This is a genomic window from Leclercia sp. 1548 (genome assembly GCF_050435045.1).
GTDB classification, from domain to species: Bacteria; Pseudomonadota; Gammaproteobacteria; order Enterobacterales; family Enterobacteriaceae; genus Enterobacter; species Enterobacter adecarboxylatus.
The window spans coordinates 82060-100263 of the sequence record NZ_JBNDJP010000010.1; the positions used below are offsets into that span (position 1 = coordinate 82060).

At 55.2% G+C, this 18204-nt stretch carries 20 protein-coding genes; 8 read left to right on the forward strand and 12 right to left on the reverse strand.

Annotation, left to right across the window (positions count from 1 at the left end; translation table 11 throughout):
• Positions 1 to 155 precede the first annotated feature (155 nt).
• The 4 genes from pfkA (at position 156) to ABIE02_RS21345 (ending at position 4543) form a co-directional block, all read left to right on the forward strand.
• A complete protein-coding gene (gene pfkA / locus ABIE02_RS21330; RefSeq protein WP_032615307.1) occupies positions 156 to 1118 on the forward strand; it encodes a 6-phosphofructokinase in 963 nt (320 codons plus the stop codon).
• Between the two features lie 202 nt (positions 1119 to 1320).
• Positions 1321 to 2310 carry a sulfate ABC transporter substrate-binding protein gene (locus ABIE02_RS21335; RefSeq protein WP_032615306.1) on the forward strand — a complete coding sequence of 330 codons (990 nt, stop codon included), beginning with the start codon at positions 1321 to 1323 and terminating at the stop codon, positions 2308 to 2310.
• A gap of 105 nt (positions 2311 to 2415) precedes the next feature.
• Entirely contained in the window at positions 2416 to 3180 is a 765-nt protein-coding gene (locus tag ABIE02_RS21340) for a CDP-diacylglycerol diphosphatase (RefSeq protein WP_336995136.1), read from the forward strand.
• Between the two features lie 58 nt (positions 3181 to 3238).
• Positions 3239 to 4543 (forward strand): SLC13 family permease, encoded by a 1305-nt coding sequence (locus tag ABIE02_RS21345; protein WP_336995137.1) that lies wholly within the window; start codon positions 3239 to 3241, stop codon positions 4541 to 4543.
• A 34-nt stretch (positions 4544 to 4577) separates the two neighbouring features.
• Here the strand turns inward: ABIE02_RS21345 and tpiA are convergent, their stop codons facing one another.
• Positions 4578 to 5345, reverse strand: coding sequence for a triose-phosphate isomerase (tpiA, locus tag ABIE02_RS21350; protein WP_336995138.1), 768 nt, complete (start codon positions 5343 to 5345; stop codon positions 4578 to 4580).
• Positions 5346 to 5455: 110 nt separating this feature from the next.
• Positions 5456 to 6016, reverse strand: coding sequence for a DUF1454 family protein (locus tag ABIE02_RS21355; RefSeq protein ID WP_103793415.1), 561 nt, complete (start codon positions 6014 to 6016; stop codon positions 5456 to 5458).
• A gap of 149 nt (positions 6017 to 6165) precedes the next feature.
• Between ABIE02_RS21355 and ABIE02_RS21360 the strand changes: the two genes are divergently transcribed.
• Positions 6166 to 6585, forward strand: coding sequence for a DUF805 domain-containing protein (locus tag ABIE02_RS21360; protein WP_059306952.1), 420 nt, complete (start codon positions 6166 to 6168; stop codon positions 6583 to 6585).
• Here the strand turns inward: ABIE02_RS21360 and fpr are convergent, their stop codons facing one another.
• From fpr to ABIE02_RS21380, 4 genes are all read right to left on the reverse strand, one after another.
• Positions 6586 to 7332, reverse strand: a complete 747-nt coding sequence (gene fpr / locus ABIE02_RS21365) for a ferredoxin--NADP(+) reductase (protein WP_032615296.1) — start codon at positions 7330 to 7332, stop codon at positions 6586 to 6588.
• 96 nt (positions 7333 to 7428) lie between these two features.
• Positions 7429 to 8439: a class II fructose-bisphosphatase gene (gene glpX / locus ABIE02_RS21370; protein WP_032615294.1), complete on the reverse strand. Its 1011-nt coding sequence runs from the start codon at positions 8437 to 8439 to the stop codon at positions 7429 to 7431.
• A 170-nt stretch (positions 8440 to 8609) separates the two neighbouring features.
• The gene (gene glpK / locus ABIE02_RS21375; protein ID WP_032615293.1) at positions 8610 to 10118 is read right to left on the reverse strand and encodes a glycerol kinase GlpK; all 1509 of its coding nucleotides are present in this window, start codon (positions 10116 to 10118) and stop codon (positions 8610 to 8612) included.
• Between the two features lie 21 nt (positions 10119 to 10139).
• Positions 10140 to 10985: an MIP/aquaporin family protein gene (locus ABIE02_RS21380; protein WP_032615292.1), complete on the reverse strand. Its 846-nt coding sequence runs from the start codon at positions 10983 to 10985 to the stop codon at positions 10140 to 10142.
• Between the two features lie 403 nt (positions 10986 to 11388).
• Here ABIE02_RS21380 and zapB point away from each other — a divergent pair, with 403 nt between their 5' ends.
• The 3 genes from zapB to ABIE02_RS21395 all read left to right on the forward strand — a co-directional run bounded on the left by zapB (position 11389) and on the right by ABIE02_RS21395 (position 12439).
• A complete protein-coding gene (gene zapB, locus ABIE02_RS21385; RefSeq protein WP_032615290.1) occupies positions 11389 to 11628 on the forward strand; it encodes a septal ring assembly protein ZapB in 240 nt (79 codons plus the stop codon).
• A 92-nt stretch (positions 11629 to 11720) separates the two neighbouring features.
• Entirely contained in the window at positions 11721 to 12047 is a 327-nt protein-coding gene (locus tag ABIE02_RS21390) for a hypothetical protein (RefSeq protein WP_336995139.1), read from the forward strand.
• Positions 12044 to 12439 carry a hypothetical protein gene (locus ABIE02_RS21395; RefSeq protein WP_336995140.1) on the forward strand — a complete coding sequence of 132 codons (396 nt, stop codon included), beginning with the start codon at positions 12044 to 12046 and terminating at the stop codon, positions 12437 to 12439. Before ABIE02_RS21390 ends, ABIE02_RS21395 begins: the two co-directional genes overlap by 4 nt.
• Before the next feature lie 35 nt (positions 12440 to 12474).
• Here the strand turns inward: ABIE02_RS21395 and rraA are convergent, their stop codons facing one another.
• From rraA to cytR, 6 genes are all read right to left on the reverse strand, one after another.
• Positions 12475 to 12960 (reverse strand): ribonuclease E activity regulator RraA, encoded by a 486-nt coding sequence (rraA, locus tag ABIE02_RS21400; RefSeq protein ID WP_032615286.1) that lies wholly within the window; start codon positions 12958 to 12960, stop codon positions 12475 to 12477.
• 91 nt (positions 12961 to 13051) lie between these two features.
• Positions 13052 to 13972, reverse strand: coding sequence for a 1,4-dihydroxy-2-naphthoate polyprenyltransferase (gene menA / locus ABIE02_RS21405; protein WP_336995141.1), 921 nt, complete (start codon positions 13970 to 13972; stop codon positions 13052 to 13054).
• A gap of 69 nt (positions 13973 to 14041) precedes the next feature.
• Positions 14042 to 15373, reverse strand: a complete 1332-nt coding sequence (hslU, locus tag ABIE02_RS21410) for an HslU--HslV peptidase ATPase subunit (RefSeq protein ID WP_032615283.1) — start codon at positions 15371 to 15373, stop codon at positions 14042 to 14044.
• Positions 15374 to 15382: 9 nt separating this feature from the next.
• A complete protein-coding gene (gene hslV, locus ABIE02_RS21415) occupies positions 15383 to 15913 on the reverse strand; it encodes an ATP-dependent protease subunit HslV (RefSeq protein ID WP_032615282.1) in 531 nt (176 codons plus the stop codon).
• Positions 15914 to 16005: 92 nt separating this feature from the next.
• Positions 16006 to 16989 carry a cell division protein FtsN gene (gene ftsN, locus ABIE02_RS21420; RefSeq protein WP_336995142.1) on the reverse strand — a complete coding sequence of 328 codons (984 nt, stop codon included), beginning with the start codon at positions 16987 to 16989 and terminating at the stop codon, positions 16006 to 16008.
• A gap of 93 nt (positions 16990 to 17082) precedes the next feature.
• Positions 17083 to 18108: a DNA-binding transcriptional regulator CytR gene (cytR, locus tag ABIE02_RS21425; RefSeq protein ID WP_336995143.1), complete on the reverse strand. Its 1026-nt coding sequence runs from the start codon at positions 18106 to 18108 to the stop codon at positions 17083 to 17085.
• Between the last annotated feature and the right edge of the window lie 96 nt (positions 18109 to 18204).

The window sequence follows — 18204 nt, forward strand, 5'->3', positions numbered from 1 at the left end:
CCAGGCTAGCATTTTGTGGAAAAATAACCGCCATATGGCCTGACCTGAATCAATTCAGCTGGAAGTGATTGATATACTATTTGCAGTATTCGTTGGTCGTCAGAAGTCTTCCGGCAACAGATTTCATTTTTGCATTCCTAAGTTCAGAGGTAGTCATGATTAAGAAAATCGGTGTGTTGACAAGCGGCGGTGATGCGCCCGGCATGAACGCAGCAATTCGCGGTGTAGTTCGTGCTGCGTTGACGGAAGGTCTGGAAGTTTTTGGTATCTATGACGGTTATCTGGGCCTGTATGAAGATCGCATGGTGCAGCTCGATCGCTACAGTGTTTCCGACATGATTAACCGCGGCGGTACCTTCCTGGGTTCCGCACGTTTCCCGGAATTCCGTGACGAACGCATCCGTGAAGTGGCTATCGAGAACATGAAAAAACGCGGCCTCGACGCGCTGGTGGTTATCGGTGGTGACGGTTCCTATATGGGTGCAAAACGCCTGACCGAAATGGGCTTCCCGTGCATTGGCCTGCCAGGCACCATCGACAACGACATCAAAGGTACTGACTACACCATCGGTTACTTCACTGCTCTGGGCACCGTGGTTGAAGCCATTGACCGCCTGCGCGACACCTCTTCTTCTCACCAGCGTATTTCCATCGTTGAAGTGATGGGCCGCTACTGTGGCGACCTGACTCTGGCGGCGGCGATTGCGGGCGGCTGTGAGTTCGTGGTGGTTCCAGAAGTGGAATTCAGCCGTGAAGATTTGGTTAACGAAATCAAAGCCGGTATCGCGAAAGGTAAGAAACACGCCATCGTGGCAATCACCGAGCACATCTGTGACGTTGACGAGCTGGCGAAATACATCGAAACCGAGACCAAACGCGAAACCCGCGCGACCGTTCTCGGCCACATCCAGCGCGGCGGCTCCCCGGGTCCTTACGACCGTATTCTGGCCTCCCGTATGGGTGCGTACGCGATTGAACTGCTGCAGCAGGGCTTTGGCGGCCGTTGCGTCGGCATTCAGAACGAAAAACTGGTTCACCACGACATCATTGACGCTATCGAAAACATGAAGCGTCCGTTTAAAGGTGACTGGATGGATTGCGCGAAAAAGCTGTATTAATCAGCCGATCGTTGCCGGGTTGAGGACATCAGCCCACACCGTGACTCCAGGCCGGGTAGGTTTAGCCACCACCCGGCTTTTTAACGTCTATTGCCTGATTTTTATTCCTCTACGTTATAGCCAATCTTTTTTTATTCTTTAATCATTGGTCAGCTTTCTGGCACGCTGCAACCATTAAACACAACTTCAAGAGAGTGGGACAATGAACAAATGGGGCGTGGGGTTAACTTTATTGCTGGCTTCGACCAGCGTTCTGGCAAAGGATATCCAGCTGCTGAACGTGTCTTACGATCCGACGCGTGAACTGTACGAGCAGTACAACAAAGCGTTTGCCGCACACTGGAAGCAGGAAACCGGCGACAACGTGGTGATCCGTCAGTCGCACGGCGGCTCCGGTAAGCAGGCGACCTCGGTCATTAACGGTATCGAAGCCGATGTGGTGACGCTGGCCCTGGCCTATGACGTGGACGCTATCGCGGAACGCGGTCGTATCGATAAAAACTGGATCAAACGTCTGCCGGACAACTCTGCGCCATACACCTCCACCATCGTTTTCCTCGTACGTAAGGGCAACCCGAAACAGATCCACGACTGGAACGACCTGGTTAAGCCGGGCGTGTCGGTGATCACCCCGAACCCGAAAAGTTCTGGCGGCGCTCGCTGGAACTATCTGGCAGCCTGGGGCTACGCCCTGCACCACAATAATGGCGACCAGGCTAAAGCCCAGGATTTCGTGAAGTCGCTGTTTAAAAACGTTGAAGTGCTGGACTCCGGCGCGCGCGGTTCAACCAATACTTTCGTTGAACGTGGCATTGGCGATGTGCTGATTGCGTGGGAAAACGAAGCGCTGCTGGCAACTAACGAGCTGGGTAAAGACAAGTTTGAAATCGTCACCCCAAGCGAATCGATTCTGGCTGAGCCAACCGTCTCTGTAGTCGATAAAGTGACGAATAAGAAAGGCACCCAGGCCGTGGCGGAAGCCTACCTGAAGTACCTTTACACCCCGGAAGGCCAGGAGATTGCCGCGAAGAATTTCTACCGTCCACGTGATGAAGCGGTGGCGAAGAAATATGAGAAGGAGTTCCCGAAACTGAAGCTGTTCACCATCGATGAAGTATTCGGCGGCTGGACCAAAGCGCAAAAAGATCACTTCGCTAATGGCGGGACTTTCGATCAGATCAGCAAGCGTTAATTAGCCATAGTGTTTGCAAGCCCGACAGCATCATACTGTCGGGCTTTTTTGTTTGTCATCAAAGTGCGTTACGCTTCTGATTGAATCGAATACAGGGAACGCATCATGAAAAAAGCGGCTTTACTCCTCCTGGCGCTGGTGGTGGTGACGATGGTCATCGTCGTTGTCTGGCTAAAGTCTGTCGGTCATCCTGATGCGTTACGCCATATTGTTCTTGATCAGTGTCTGCCCGGACAGCTGCAACACCGCAATCCCGCTCCCTGTGTCCAGGTGAAGCCCGATGCAGGCTACGTGGTCTTCAAGGATCGCAACGGCCCGCTGCAATATTTGCTGATGCCAACGTACCGGATCAATGGCAGCGAAAGCCCGCTGCTGACGAAGGCGCATACCCCCAACTTCTTCTGGCTGGCATGGCAGGCGCGCGGGTTTATGCGCATGAAGCATGGCGCGGAAATCCCCAATAGCGCCGTGTCGCTGACCATTAATTCGCGGCTCGGACGCACGCAAAATCATCTGCATATCCATATCTCCTGCCTGCGCCCGGACGTGCGCGAAAAACTGAATGCGCACCAGGCTCAGGTGGGCACCCAGTGGCGACCGTTTCCGGGCGGGCTGGAAGGGCACGAGTATCTGGCGCGTCGGGTAACGGAAGCGGAGCTGGTGAAGCGCAGCCCGTTCATGATGCTGGCTGAAGAGGTTCCCGATGCGCGCAAGCATATGGGACGATACGGGATGGCGATGGCCCAGCAGTCAGACGGCTCGTTTGTCCTGCTGGCGACCGAGCGCAATCTTTTGGCGCTTAACCTCGCGTCCGCTGAGGAATTGCAGGATCATCAATGCGATATCCTGCATGATCCCTACCATAAATAGCGTTTACTCGCGCTGCCTGCCGCCTTAGACTTGCTGAAAAATTCTACAGGAGACAGGCATGTCGATCTGGTTCACTCACCCACTGTTTCTGCCCTCGCTGATTATCGTCGTCACCATCATCCTCTGGGCGACCTCGCTGCTGCCGGAGTTCCTGACCGCGCTGCTGTTTTTTACCGCCGCGATGATCGCCAAAATTGCGCCGCCGGAGGTCATTTTCGGCGGCTTTGCCTCCTCCGCCTTCTGGCTGGTGTTCAGCGGGTTTGTGCTGGGCGTCGCGATCCGCAAAACCGGGCTGGCAGACAGGGCGGCGCGGGCGCTTTCCGCCAGGCTGACCGACTCCTGGCCGCTGATGGTAGCCAGCGTGGTGCTGCTTACCTATGCGCTGGCGTTTGTGATGCCTTCTAATATGGGGCGCATCGCGCTACTGATGCCGATTGTGGCGGCGATGGCGAAGCGGGCCGGCATTGCCGACGGCTCCCGGGCATGGTTTGGGCTGGCGCTGGCGGTGGGATTTGGCACCTTCCAGCTGTCCGCCACCATCCTCCCGGCCAATGTGCCTAATCTGGTGATGAGCGGTGCGGCGGAAGGCTCGTACGGTATTCATCTTAACTATGTCCTTTACCTGCTGCTGCATACGCCGGTACTGGGCATTCTCAAGGGGTTGATTCTGATCGGCCTGATCTGCTGGCTGTTCCCCGGTGCGCCGAAACCACCCCGCGATCTTACGCCACCGGCACCGATGGACCGCGATGAAAAGCGCCTCGCCTGGCTGCTGGCGGTCGTGCTGGTGATGTGGGTGACGGAGAGCTGGCACGGCATTGGTCCAGCGTGGACCGGGCTTGCGGCGTCAATTGTGGTGATGCTGCCGCGGATCGGTTTTATCACCGGCGATGAGTTCTCCGCTGGCGTGAACATGCGCACCTGTATTTACGTGGCAGGTATTCTCGGGCTGGCGATCACCGTGACCCAGACCGGGATCGGGAATGCGATGGGTGAGGCACTGATGCAGGTGATGCCGCTGGATGCCGATGCGCCGTTCACCAGTTTCCTGGCGCTGACCGGAATCACTACCGCGCTGAACTTCATCATGACCGCCAACGGTGTTCCGGCGCTGTACACCACCCTGGCGCAAAGCTTCTCGGACGCCACCGGCTTTCCGCTGTTGTCGGTGATTATGATTCAGGTGCTGGGGTACTCCACGCCGCTGCTGCCGTATCAGGCGTCGCCAATTGTGGTGGCGATGGGGCTGGGGAGGGTGCCTGCGCGGGCGGGAATGTTGCTCTGTCTGGCGCTGGCGGTGGCAACGTATCTGGTGCTGCTGCCGCTGGATTATCTGTGGTTTAGCGTGCTGGGGAAATTATAATTTCCCTCTCCCCGGGGGGAGAGGGAGAAGGGTTTTACGCCTTTTTAGCTGCTTCTGCCGCTTTGACGATCACCGCGAAAGCGTCTGCTTTCAGGGATGCGCCGCCAACCAGCGCGCCATCGATGTCCGGCTGGGTGAACAGCTCAGCTGCGTTCGCTGCGTTTACGGAACCGCCGTACTGGATGATCACTTGCTCAGCCACTTTCGCGTCTGCTTTCGCAATGTGGTCACGGATGAATTTGTGAACCGCCTGAGCCTGCGCAGGGGTTGCAGATTTGCCGGTACCGATCGCCCATACTGGCTCGTAAGCGATAACCGCGCCTTCGAACGCTGCTGCGCCCTGAGTGGTCAGCACGGCGTCGATCTGACGTGCGCACACTTCTTCCGTTTTGCCCGCTTCGTTTTCGGCTTCGGTTTCACCGATGCACAGCACTGGGATCAGACCCTGCTCTTTCAGCACAGCGAATTTCTTAGCGATGAACTCGTCGGACTCTTTGTGGTAGGTACGACGCTCAGAGTGGCCAATGATGATGTATTTCGCGCCGATATCTTTCAGCATTTCAGCGGAGGTTTCACCGGTGAACGCGCCAGACAGGTTAACGTCAACGTTCTGTGCACCCAGAACGATGTGGCTGCCGTCAGCGGCGTGTTTAGCCATATCCAGGTACATGTCCGGCGGAGCGATCGCAACAGCACAGCCAGTCACACCAGACAGCTCTTTACGCAGGTTAGCTACCAGCTCGTTTACCATGTGGCGGCTGCCGTTCAGTTTCCAGTTACCCATCACTAAAGGATGTCGCATTTCAATTCTCCACGCTCAAGAGCGAATTAAGGAATATGGCCACCCGGCTGGGCAGCATGGTCTGTGAATCAGTATAGAGATTTTCCCTCGAAAGGCTTTGCTTTTTGTCATTAATTCGCCCCGCCGAGGGTCTCAGATAACGCCAGCTTAATCGGTTCAACAGCGAAGGTCAGCCCCTTTTCGCCGTTATCTGCCACTACGTAACGAACCGCACCTTCCGTTTCGGCGTAATAGCGTTTGTTTTTACCGGCAGTCAGCAGCTTTTGCAGCTTTTGCTGGCTTTGTGCTTTGGTCAACGCCGGGGTAAACGCCCGTAAAATGGCGCTCATGTACTCCAGCGCTTTGGCTTTAGCGGCTTTTTGCTCCGGCCCCTGGATCGGCAGCCAGGTGATCTGCATGCTCTTGATTTTGAGCGTTCCGCGTTCCAGCGCCGTTGAAGCGTATAAGTTCTCATTAATTTTACTGGCGGCGCGGGTCAGGGTGGGGGTATCCCGGGCACCTTCTATGGCGCGAAATTCATTGAGTGGCAGGGTGGGGTTAGCACTGTTAAAGCTTTCGCGGAACAGACTAATGGATTGATCAAATGACGGTGCGCCAGGCATCACGTAGGGCGCAGTCGCAGGTGCGGATGTCTCGGCAGCACGCAGAGAAATGCTCGCACAGGACAGCATTAAACCCAGCCAAATAAGGGAAAACCGCATCTTCATCAATAAAGTCTCTCACTGTTACTGCCCACGATTAAAACCATATCCGGCTGGCTTGTCAAAAGGATGCGACTCCAGGGTAAACTACGCTCCGCGATGATAATAAGGAACCTGGCATGACCATACAGCAGTGGTTGTTTTCATTCAGAGGGCGTATTGGGCGCCGTGATTTCTGGATCTGGATTGGCGTATGGATTATCGCCATGCTGGGTCTGTTTATTTCTGCCAATAATGCGTGGCTGAACACTCAGACGGCGGCTTTCGCGCTGGTTTCGCTGTTATGGCCAACGGCGGCGGTGTTAGTGAAACGTCTGCACGATCGGGGGCGTTCGGGGCTGTGGGCACTGCTGGTGGTGCTGGCGTGGATGCTGCTGGCAGGTAACTGGTCGATGCTGCCGTCCATGCTGCCATGGGTGGTTGGCAGGCTGATCCCCACCGTTATTTTTGTGATGCTTATTGTCGACCTGGGCGCTTTCGTGGGCACCCAGGGCGAGAATAAATACGGCAAAGATACGATCGACGTAAAGTACCGTTAATTACCAGTAGTGCTCTGCAGTCATATGGCCCGGCCGACGGCGTAAATGCTTGGTCATCTGCCGGGTCTCTTTCAGCAGTTGTTGGGTGTCACGTACCATCTGCGGGTTGCCGCACAACATGACATGGCTGGTCTCGGCGGTCATCGGCAGGCCAACGGCAGCTTCCAGTTCTCCGCTTTCAATCAGCGCCGGTACACGTCCGGTCAGCGAACCCGCTACCGTCTCGCGACTCACCACCGTCTGAACTTTCACTTTCCCTTCATAGCGTTTCTGTAGCTCCAGCATCTGCGGCAGGTAGCTCAGGTCAGCAGCGTAGCGCGCGGCATGCACCAGGACGATATTTTTAAAACGCTCCAGGTCTTTCCCGTATTGCAGGATCGAAAGGTACGGGCCGATGGCAGTACCGGTCGCCAGCATCCACAGGGTGTCGCAGTCCGGCACTTCCTCAAGCACGAAGAAGCCTGCCGCTTCGCTGACTATTTGGATCTCATCGTCGGGTTTGAGTGCCGCCAGCCGCGGGCTGAGTTTGCCATCGGGAACGGTGACAAGATAGAACTCGAGATCCGGGTTATCCGGCGCGTTGACATAGGAGTAGGCGCGCTGCACGCGTTCGCCGTCGATTTCCAGTCCCAGCTTGGCGAATTGCCCGGCCGTAAAAGGCTGGATGGGCGCATGGACGGTCAGACTAAATAGCGCATCGGTCCAGAACTCTACCTTTTTGACTTTACCTGTTACCCAGTCTGCCATGATGTTCTCCTGTGCTGATCTCGGGTTATATCTTCCTTACCTGAGAGGGAGATTTCCAGCCCGCGGGGGCCGGAAAGCTCAATTGATCAAACGGTTTTACAGAATGTGGGTCTGCACGTCGGGATCTTTGCGGTCGAGATAGTGAATCGACTGGATGCGGCGAATGGTGCGGGATTTACCGCGGATCAGCAGCGTTTCGGTGGTGGCCATATTGCCTTTGCGGCTGATGCCGTCCAACAGATCGCCTTTGGTGATGCCGGTAGCAGAGAAGATAACGTTGTCGCTGCGCGCCATATCATCCAGACGCAGCACGGTATTGGCCTTAATACCCATAGCGGCACAGCGGGCCAGCTCTTGCTCACCGATACGGCGGTTTTCTTCGCTGTCGCCTTTCACCTCGTGACGGGCCAGCAGACGGCCCTGCATATCACCGTCGAGGGCGCGGATCACCGCAGCGGATACCACCCCTTCCGGTGCGCCACCGATGCCGTAAAGCACGTCGACTTCGCTGTCCGGCATACAGGTAAGGATAGAGGCCGCCACGTCGCCATCAGGGATCGCAAAGACGCGCACACCCAGCTGCTGCATATGGGCGATGACTGCATCATGACGCGGTTTTGCCAGGATGGTGACCGTCAGTTCGCTCAGCGGTTTCCCGAGCGCGGCAGCAATGTTACGCAGGTTATCTGCCAGCGGCAGATTAAGATCGATAATCCCTTTTGCGCCAGGCCCGACAATCAGCTTTTCCATATACATATCAGGCGCGTTGAGGAAGGTGCCTTTATCGCCTACGGCCAGCACGGCCAGCGCGTTAGCCTGACCCATAGCGGTCATGCGGGTGCCTTCAATCGGATCCACGGCGATATCCACCGCATCGCCATTGCCGGTTCCCACTTTTTCACCGATAAACAGCATCGGCGCTTCGTCGATTTCGCCTTCGCCAATCACGATAGTGCCGTCGATGTTGACCTGGTTAAGCATAATGCGCATGGCATGGACGGCTGCGCCGTCGGCGGTATTTTTATCGCCACGGCCAAGCCATTTATAGCCTGCCAGAGCGGCAGCTTCGGTCACGCGGGAAAATTCGATAGCAAGTTCACGTTTCATTGGATACTCGTGCGGTCAAAAGGAATTGCACGAAGTTTATCACAGAGTGGGGAAGGGGGAGGGGGGCGCGGTCTGAACCCCTCTCCCTAACCCTCTCCCCAAAGGGGCGAGGGGACTTAAAACACCCTCTCCCCTTTGGGGAGAGGGCCGGGGTGAGGGGGATGTTTGTCTTACTCGTCGTGCTCTTCCCACGCCAGGGCGCGTTTCACCGCTTTCTTCCAGCCACTGTAGCGGTAGTTGCGCTCGGTGGTTTCGATGCCCGGACGGAATTCACGCTCGATGACCGCTTTCTCCTGCAACTCGTCCAGGTTCTGCCAGAAGCCGACCGCCAGGCCAGCAAGATAAGCCGCCCCCAGTGCCGTCACTTCACGCACTTCCGGGCGCTCCACACGGGTGCCCAGAATATCGGACTGGAACTGCATCAGGAAGTTGTTAGCCACCGCGCCGCCGTCCACGCGCAGGGCATGCAGACGAATACCGGAGTCGGCCTGCATCGCTTCCAGCACATCACGGGTCTGATAGGCAATCGACTCAAGCGTAGCGCGAATAATATGGTTGGAGTTCACCCCACGCGTCAGGCCGAAAATCGCCCCGCGTGCATACGGGTCCCAGTACGGCGCGCCCAGGCCGGTAAAGGCCGGAACCACATACACCCCGTTGGTATCTTTCACCTTGGTGGCGAAATACTCCGAGTCAAAGGCATCGCTGATAAGCTTCATCTCGTCGCGCAGCCACTGAATGGAGGCCCCGGCCATAAACACCGCGCCTTCCAGGGCGTAGTTTACTTCGCCGCGCGGGCCGCAAGCGATGGTGGTCAGCAGGCCATGCTCTGATTTCACCGCTTTTTCGCCGGTATTCATCAGCATAAAGCAGCCGGTGCCGTAGGTATTTTTCGCCATCCCTTCTTTTACGCACAGCTGGCCAAACAGCGCCGCCTGCTGGTCGCCAGCGATCCCGGCAATCGGAATACGGGTGCCGCCTTTACCGCCGATATTGGTCTGGCCGTACACTTCAGACGACTTACGTACCTGCGGCAGCATGGCGCGCGGGATGTCCAGCGCGTCCAGCATTTTTTCATCCCAGTCCAGCTCGTGGATGTTGAACAGCATGGTGCGCGAGGCGTTGGTGTAATCGGTCACGTGTACGCGTCCCTGGGTCATCTTCCAGATAAGCCAGGTATCGACGGTGCCGAACAGCAGTTCGCCGCGTTTGGCACGCTCGCGGGAGCCTTCAACGTGGTCGAGGATCCATTTCACTTTCGTGCCGGAGAAGTACGGGTCCACCACCAGGCCTGTGGCGCTGCGCACGTACTCTTCCATACCGTCGCGCTTGAGCTTTTCGCAGATATCCGCAGTGCGACGGCACTGCCAGACGATGGCGTTGTAAATAGGCTTACCGGTTTCGCGTTCCCAGACAATGGCCGTTTCACGCTGGTTGGTAATGCCGATGGCCGCAATCTCATCGGAGCTGATATCGGCTTTCGCCAGCACTTCAACCAGCGTCGAGCTTTGCGATGCCCAGATTTCCATTGGATCGTGTTCTACCCAGCCTGGACGAGGATAGATTTGCTCGAATTCGCGCTGTGACACGCTGACGATGTTCGCGTCATGATCCATAACGACAGCGCGGGAGCTGGTCGTGCCCTGGTCGAGCGCAACGATATATTTTTTGTCGGTCATATTATGTGTCCCGTAGTCAGATTACAGCGAAGCTTTTGATTCAGTTGTGGAGAGGCTTTTCTTCTCCTCAACCACACAGGTGTCGCACGGCAGATGGCGGCCAATTAACTTACGATAGCCAAATGCGCCAAGTGATGCCCCAACGATAGGCCCGAACAGCGGCACCAGGAAGTAAGGAATATCTTTCGCACCGGTAAAGGCTACCTCGCCCCAGCCCGCAAAGAAGGCAAAAGTCTTGGGTCCCAAATCGCGCGCCGGGTTCATGGCGAAGCCCGTCAGCGGTCCCATAGATGCACCGATCACCGCAATCAGTAAACCAATCAGCAGCGGTGCCAGCGGGCCGCGCGGAATGCCGTTACCGTCATCACCCAGCGCCATAATAACGCCCATCAGGATAGCGGTAATCACCATCTCTACTGCGAAGGCCTGCACAAAATTAATGTGCGGATTCGGATAGGTGGAGAAGATACCCGCCAGCTCGAGGCTTTCGGTGCTGCCACGCACCATATGGTGCGTCTGTTCGAAGTCGATAAACAGGTTGTAATAAAGCCCGTAAACTAACGCCGCTGCACAAAAGGCACCGGCAAACTGCGCCACGATAAAAGGAACAACCTTGCGTTTGTCAAAGCAGGCAAACAGCCACAACGCGATGGTCACCGCAGGGTTAAGATGGGCACCTGAAACCCCCGCCGTCAGGTAGATGGCCATCGCCACGCCCAGACCCCAGATCACGCTGATTTCCCACTGACCGAAGCTGGCGCCCGCCACTTTCAGCGCCGCCACACAACCTACGCCAAAGAAAATCAACAACCCAGTACCCAGGAACTCTGCGATGCACTGGCCTTTTAAGGTTGATGTTTCACTCATAATCGGATCCTGAAAGAAAAATAATGGTTATTGTTATCGCGCCGAACGTCACCATCGCCACGATGTCCTGTAGACACAGTGTTAATTTATCGTTAACGAGCAAAAACGAGAAATATCGAAATTAAAATGTGTGTACCGCGTCAAGAAAATGAGCGATATCGCGCCATGAAGTGTGCATTAGCGTTTATACGCCAGGGCGGGCATAAGCATTCTATTAACGGAAGTGTTAACAATTTAGGGGTATATGATGCGAACGCACCAGGAGGAGACTGAAAAGTGTTGCAAACCGCAATCTGCGCGGTCTGCCGCTGGACAGGGAGGGCGGCGCTCCATACAATCGACACCAGGTGTTGTGCGCGTTTACGTCAAAGCGTCGCCTTGCAAATTCAGGAGAGGTAGGATTATGTCTTTAGAAGTGTTTGAGAAACTGGAATCCAAAGTACAGCAGGCGATTGATACCATCACCCTGCTGCAGATGGAAATCGAAGAGCTGAAAGAAAAAAACAACGCACTGTCGCAGGAAATTCAGACTGCTCAGCACGGTCGCGAAGAGCTGGAGCGTGAAAACCAACATCTGCGCGAACAGCAGAACGGCTGGCAGGATCGTCTGCATGCCCTGCTGGGACGTATGGAAGAGGTTTAATTCCGAATTTTTGAAAAAGGCATCTGTAATGGATGCCTTTTTTATTTGGAGAGAATACGATCGCTCATTACGTTACTCACAAGGAATGCGAGATGACTAAACGAAGCGATATTATCGATAATTCTGACCGATATATTGCCCGTAATACCCCCACAGGCCTTATTTATACAGAAAATCTGGGATGGATCGATCCTGGGCATGCCAATCCAACTGGTGCTGTAAGGTTATGGCAGCAAATGGTTATGCCTCGTGGTGGCCCTGTTAGTGAATATAAAAATAAAAGTGTGTTGCCTCTTCTATTTCCTGACCCGCTTGAAAAAACATGCAAACTTGAACCGCACTTGGGAATATTACCCGCTTTCATGAGTACAATTACGCCTGTGGCAAAGCCAGAGTATGTTCGTGAGCTTAGCTTATGAAAAATTCTAAGTTGATAGTTTTTACTATTTTTATTGTTGCCATGGGGGTTGGGTACATGTCCCTGGCGGCAAGGGTTTTTGTGCCAGTCTGTTACACACAAGACGACTTTTTTCTCTACCACATGGTAACTCCAGAAGCGCTTAAACGGACCCCAAGGATATCAAGCCACTGGTATTTTGTTGGTCAAACAGATGAGGGAAGCGGGTTGAAATGGAATGAGATCGTTTTTACCAACATCAATAAAAATGAGGTTGGTACACTTGTGGAGCAACTTGATACCTGGATAAATGATTATCCACAACGTCGCGAGATAATGAGTGTTTCGGCAGATGAATCAAATGGACTGCCAGAGATACGATTAATCCATTATGAGATGGATAGAAATAAATAAAGAAGGCCATCTAGATACCAGATGGCCTTCATTCACTACTCAATATCCAGCGGATCTTCAGACAGGATAATGCCAGTGTTGTCGGCATACAGATGGTCGCCGGAGAAGAACGTCACGCCGCCGAAATTGACGCGTATGTCGCTTTCGCCAATGCCTTCGCCTGCGGCACCTACCGGAATAGCAGCAATCGCCTGAATGCCAATATCCAGTTCTTCGAGGTCATCGACCTGACGCACCGCGCCATACACCACAATGCCTTCCCACTCGTTTTGCGTGGCGAGACGGGCAAGTTCTGCATCGATCAAGGCCCGGCGCACGGAGCCGCCGCCGTCAATCAACAGAATGCGACCACGGCCGTTCTGTTCGAGCAGATCGTACAGCAACCCGTTATCCTCAAAACATTTCACCGTAATGATTTGTCCGCCAAACGACGACCGTCCTCCAAAGTTGGAAAACAGCGGTTCTACGACGTTAACATCTTCCTGGTAGATGTCACAAAGCTCGGAGGTATCGTATTTCATAGGCTTAAGTTCAGTTGCTGCGAGTGATTTCAGTATATCGCGCGAAATGCATTGTTGGCAAAATCATCAATTGTTAATTGATATTTGTCAGCTAACTTAGCGTCTGGCTAAGGACAATCCCGACTACGAACAACAGGTTAGTCAGCAATGCCCCTTTTACCGTGCGTTCCAGCATTGGCGGCATGGCCGAGGCGCTCTGCTCGCGCATCACATAACGTGCCTGTTTGACCAGCAGCGGCGTGGCGAGTACAAACAACCAGCCCCACAGGCTGTGCAGCGACAGCAGGTTGAACAGGGCCAGACAAAGCAGGGCACCCATCAGCAGGCAGGCATGGTAGCGGCGCGCATTGACCGGACCCAGACGGACCGCCAGCGTGTTCTTACCGTTCAGGCGATCGCTGTCGATATCCCGCAGGTTGTTAATATTGAGCACCGCTGTCGCCAGCATGCCGCAGGCGGTGGCTGGCAGGAACAGCGCCGGAATCAGGGTATGCGCCTGCAGATACCAGCTGCCCATCACGCTCAGCCAGCCGAAAAACACCAGCACCGATATGTCACCCAGCCCAATGTATCCGTAAGGACGGGTGCCGACGGTATAGGTGATCGCCGCGACAATCGCCAATAGGCCGAGTACGAGGAAGCCAACGGCATCCGCCGGGGTTTTACAGGCCACCAGCACCAGGGCAATCCCGGAGAGACAAATCAACACGACGGTGATAATCAGCGCCCGCTTCATCTGCTCCTGGGTGATCACCCCTTTCTGCATCCCGCGCAAAGGCCCGATACGGTCGGGTTTATCGCTGCCTTTGACTGCATCGCCATAGTCGTTAGCGAGATTAGAGAGGATTTGCAGTAGTCCGGCGGTGACGAGCGCCAGCGCAGCGACCAGCGGATCGAAATAGCCCTGCCACCACGCAAGGGCCGTGCCGACGATAATGGCGGCGAAGGCGAGAGGAAGGGTTTTAGGACGCAGGCTTTCCAGCCAGGCACGTGTACGGCTGATTTCAGTCATAAGATTTTTAGCCAATAAAAATGGGGCTTTTCAGCCCCATCATCAGTGATGAAAATGCAATGACCGCGATTATAAGATAAAACGGCTCAGATCTTCATCTGCTACTAAAGCATCAAGATGCTTACTCACATAGTCGGCATCGATGGTAATGCTCTGACCGTTCAGATCGCTCGCATCATAAGAGATGTCTTCCATCAGGCGCTCCAGCACGGTGTGCAGACGACGCGCACCGATGTTTTCGGTGGTTTCGTTAACCTGCCAGGCTGCCTGAGCAATTCGCTTAATACCGTCTTCGGTGAACTCAATGTTCACGCCTTCGGTCGCCATCAGTGCTTTGTACTGTACGGTCACAGAGGCGTTTGGCTCGGTCAGGATACGCTCGAAGTCTTCAGTGGTCAGCGCCTGCAGCTCAACGCGGATCGGCAGACGGCCCTGCAGTTCCGGGATCAGATCAGACGGCTTCGCCACCTGGAATGCACCAGAAGCGATAAACAGAATGTGGTCGGTTTTTACCATGCCGTGCTTGGTGGAGACTGTGCAACCTTCAACCAGCGGCAGCAGGTCGCGCTGTACGCCTTCACGGGAGACATCCGGGCCGGAAGACTCGCCACGCTTACAGATTTTATCGATCTCATCGATAAACACGATGCCGTGCTGTTCAACGGCGTCGATGGCGTCCTGCTTCAGCTCTTCCGGGTTTACCAGTTTGGCTGCTTCTTCTTCAATCAGCAGCTTCATCGCGTCTTTGATTTTCAATTTACGCGGCTTCTGCTTCTGCCCGCCCAGGTTCTGGAACATGGATTGCAGCTGGCTGGTCATCTCTTCCATGCCTGGAGGTGACATGATCTCCACACCCATTGGTGCGGCGGCGAGATCGATCTCAATCTCTTTGTCATCCAGCTGGCCTTCGCGCAGTTTTTTGCGGAACGCCTGGCGTGCAGCTGACGGCTCAGCAGGCTGTTCTGCCTGGCCCCAGTTGTTTTTTGCCGGTGGGATCAGCACATCCAGCACGCGCTCTTCCGCCATTTCTTCGGCGCGATAGCGGTTTTTCTCGATGGACTGGACGCGCACCATTTTAATAGCGGAATCGGTCAGATCGCGGATGATAGAATCCACTTCTTTCCCGACATAGCCCACTTCGGTGAACTTGGTCGCTTCAACTTTGATGAACGGCGCGTTAGCCAGTTTCGCCAGACGACGTGCGATCTCGGTTTTACCGACACCGGTCGGGCCGATCATCAGAATGTTTTTCGGCGTCACTTCATGGCGCAGCATTTCATCCAGCTGCATACGACGCCAGCGGTTACGCAAGGCAATCGCCACGGAACGCTTGGCGTTATCCTGGCCGATAATGTGTTTGTTCAGTTCGCTGACAATTTCGCGTGGGGTCATTTCAGACATGAGAAATCCTTACGCCTTAGACGGCAATTCTTCGATGGTGTGGAAGTGGTTGGTGTAGATGCAGATATCACCTGCAATATCCAACGCTTTCACAGCGATATCGCGCGCGCCAAGGTCGGAGTTCTCCAACAGCGCGCGGGCGGCAGCCTGGGCGTACGGGCCGCCGGAACCGATAGCAATCAGGTCGTTTTCTGGCTGTACCACGTCACCGTTACCGGTGATGATCAGTGAAGCATTTTCATCAGCGACCGCCAGCAGTGCTTCAAGCTTGCGCAGCATGCGATCGGTACGCCAGTCTTTCGCCAGCTCAACAGCGGCTTTCACCAGATGGCCCTGATGCATTTCCAGTTTACGTTCAAACAGTTCAAACAGCGTGAAGGCGTCAGCAGTACCGCCTGCAAAACCGGCGATCACTTTGTCGTTATACAGACGACGCACTTTTTTCACGTTGCCTTTCATGACGGTATTACCCAGTGTGGCCTGGCCATCACCGGCAATTACCACCTGGCCGTTACGGCGTACACTTACTATTGTTGTCACGAGCAGACCCCCTGGTTACAAATTCGGAATAGAAGCCCCGAGGCAGTGCTCAGGGCTGAATAGGAGTATAGATGGGGGGGATTTTGGGGGTTTCAACCCCCGGAAGCGAGTCGAATGCAGTTTGTGTGACCTGCCATCTTCAGACGGGAGATGGTGCCATCGGCATTGTCTTTGCCTTTGACCGGCCCAATCACTACGCGGTTCCAGCCGTTATTGGTGGTGATGCGCGAGTCAAACCCTTCAAAGGCCAGCTGCGCCCGTACGGTTTCTGCCTGCTCTGCCCCTTTAAAGGAGCCGCACTGCACCATCCAGCGGCGATCGTCTTTCTTCTCAGCCGTCTGCTTTGGCGCCTCGGTCTCTTTGGTGATTGGCGCGGCCTGCTGCGTTTTCGGTGCCTGGGCGGTGGTATGCGCCGGAGTCTGCAACAGATCCTGATACGGCTGATTTTGCTTCGACGGCTGCGCTTTAGGCTGCTGAACCGGCTGAGTCTGCGCGGTACGCGGTTGCTGATACGGCTGTTCCGTTACGCGCGGCTGCGCTTTTGGCTGCTGTACCGTCTGGCTCTGCGCCCACTGTTGCTGCTGCTGAGTTTGCTGCTGTGCCTGACGCTGACGTTGCAGCGTTTGCTGGCGCTGAGCCGCCGTCTGTTCATTCCACGGCACTTCGTTAAGCTGGGTAGGCTGCTGGCGCATATCGGCCTGCATCTGTGCCAGTAACTGACGCTGTTCGTTGGTTAACTGAGTGGGATCCACCACCTCGCCACCGGCAGAAGGTTCTGTCGGCGCACGGACGCCCGGCTGGCGGCTCTCCAGCTCTTTAATATAGCGCCAGCGCTCTTCCGGTTTTGGGGGTAAGCCATTGCCGACAACTTTATTGCCCTGCAGCGCTTCTGCTTCTTCTTTTTTATGGTGCGTAATGAACCAGAGGCCGCCGATAAATGCTACCAGTACCGCCGCCGCAATCGCGACCATGGCAGGCGAGACCGCAGGCATGCTGCGTTGCGGTTTCCGTGAGCTACTCTTTTTGCGTCGCGAAGGTGCCGGCTGGCCGCGACGTACATAATCTCGTTGTGCCACTATCGTTTCGCTGTATTTTATCGTTTGTCAGCCCGTCATGTTACTTAAGCGACGGGCCTTTGACCAGATGAGGAAGTCTGAAAGGCGGCGGCTTTACGTTAGCGCCTGGGTTGAACCGCGAAGGATCAATTCACAGTCCAGTAAACGGGAGCCGCTGCTGACCGTTTGACCGTTCAGTTGATCCAGTAACAACAGCATCGCTTCCCGGCCAATATCATAGCGGGGCTGCGCCACGGTCGTGAGCGGCGGATCGCAAAACTCAGACAATGAAATGTTATCGAAGCCAATAATAGAGAGATCTTTCGGCACATTCAGGCCGCGACGCTTGGCATACGATAACGCGCCCAGCGCCATCACGTCGCTGTGGCAGAACACCGCGGTCGGCGGCTGGGGCAGCGACAGTAATTGTTCCAGCGCCAGCCCGCCTGCGGCGTAGGTAAAATCGCCCCGGGCAATATAGTGCGGATCCACCGTCGCCCCGGTGCGGCGCAGCGCCTGCACGTAACCCTGAAGGCGATAATGGCACAGCGGCATCTCTTCCGGCCCGGCGATACAGCCGATACGTTTATGGCCCAGTTCCTGTAGATAGTTCACGGCGTTGAAGGCTGCGGTGAGGTTATCAATGTGAACGGTAGGCAGTTCCAGCTCAGGGGCAAACTCGTTGGCCATGACCATCGGCGGCAGGTTGCGTTGCTCTTCAATGCTGGCATCGAAGGGCAGGCGGGAGCCGAGCAGTAGCATGCCGTCGATCTGCTTGGTAATAATCAGGTCGATGAAGGTTTTTTCCTGCTGGTTCTGGTGCGCGCAGTCGCCAATCAGTACCAGGTAACCCTGGGCCGCAGCGGTCACTTCAATGCCGCGGATAATTTCGCTGAAAAAGGGATCGCAGATGTCGGGCACAATGACCAGGATGGTGCGGGATTCGTTACGTTTAACGTTACGGCCCATCGCATGAGGCAGATAACCCACCTCCAGCGCAGCCTGCTCAACACGATTGCGCGTGCTCTGAGAGACTTTATCGGGATTCATTAAGGCTCGGGATACCGTTGCCGTTGAGACTTTTGCTTTCAGGGCAACATCTTTCATGGTCGCCGAGGCAACCTCTTTCCTGGACTTCAACCTCTTCTCCTCGCAGGCGTATCACCGCTCTTCTGACTGCGTCAGTTTTATCAGATTGCGAATGGAAGCGGTTACAGAATTTTCATAAAAAGTGTG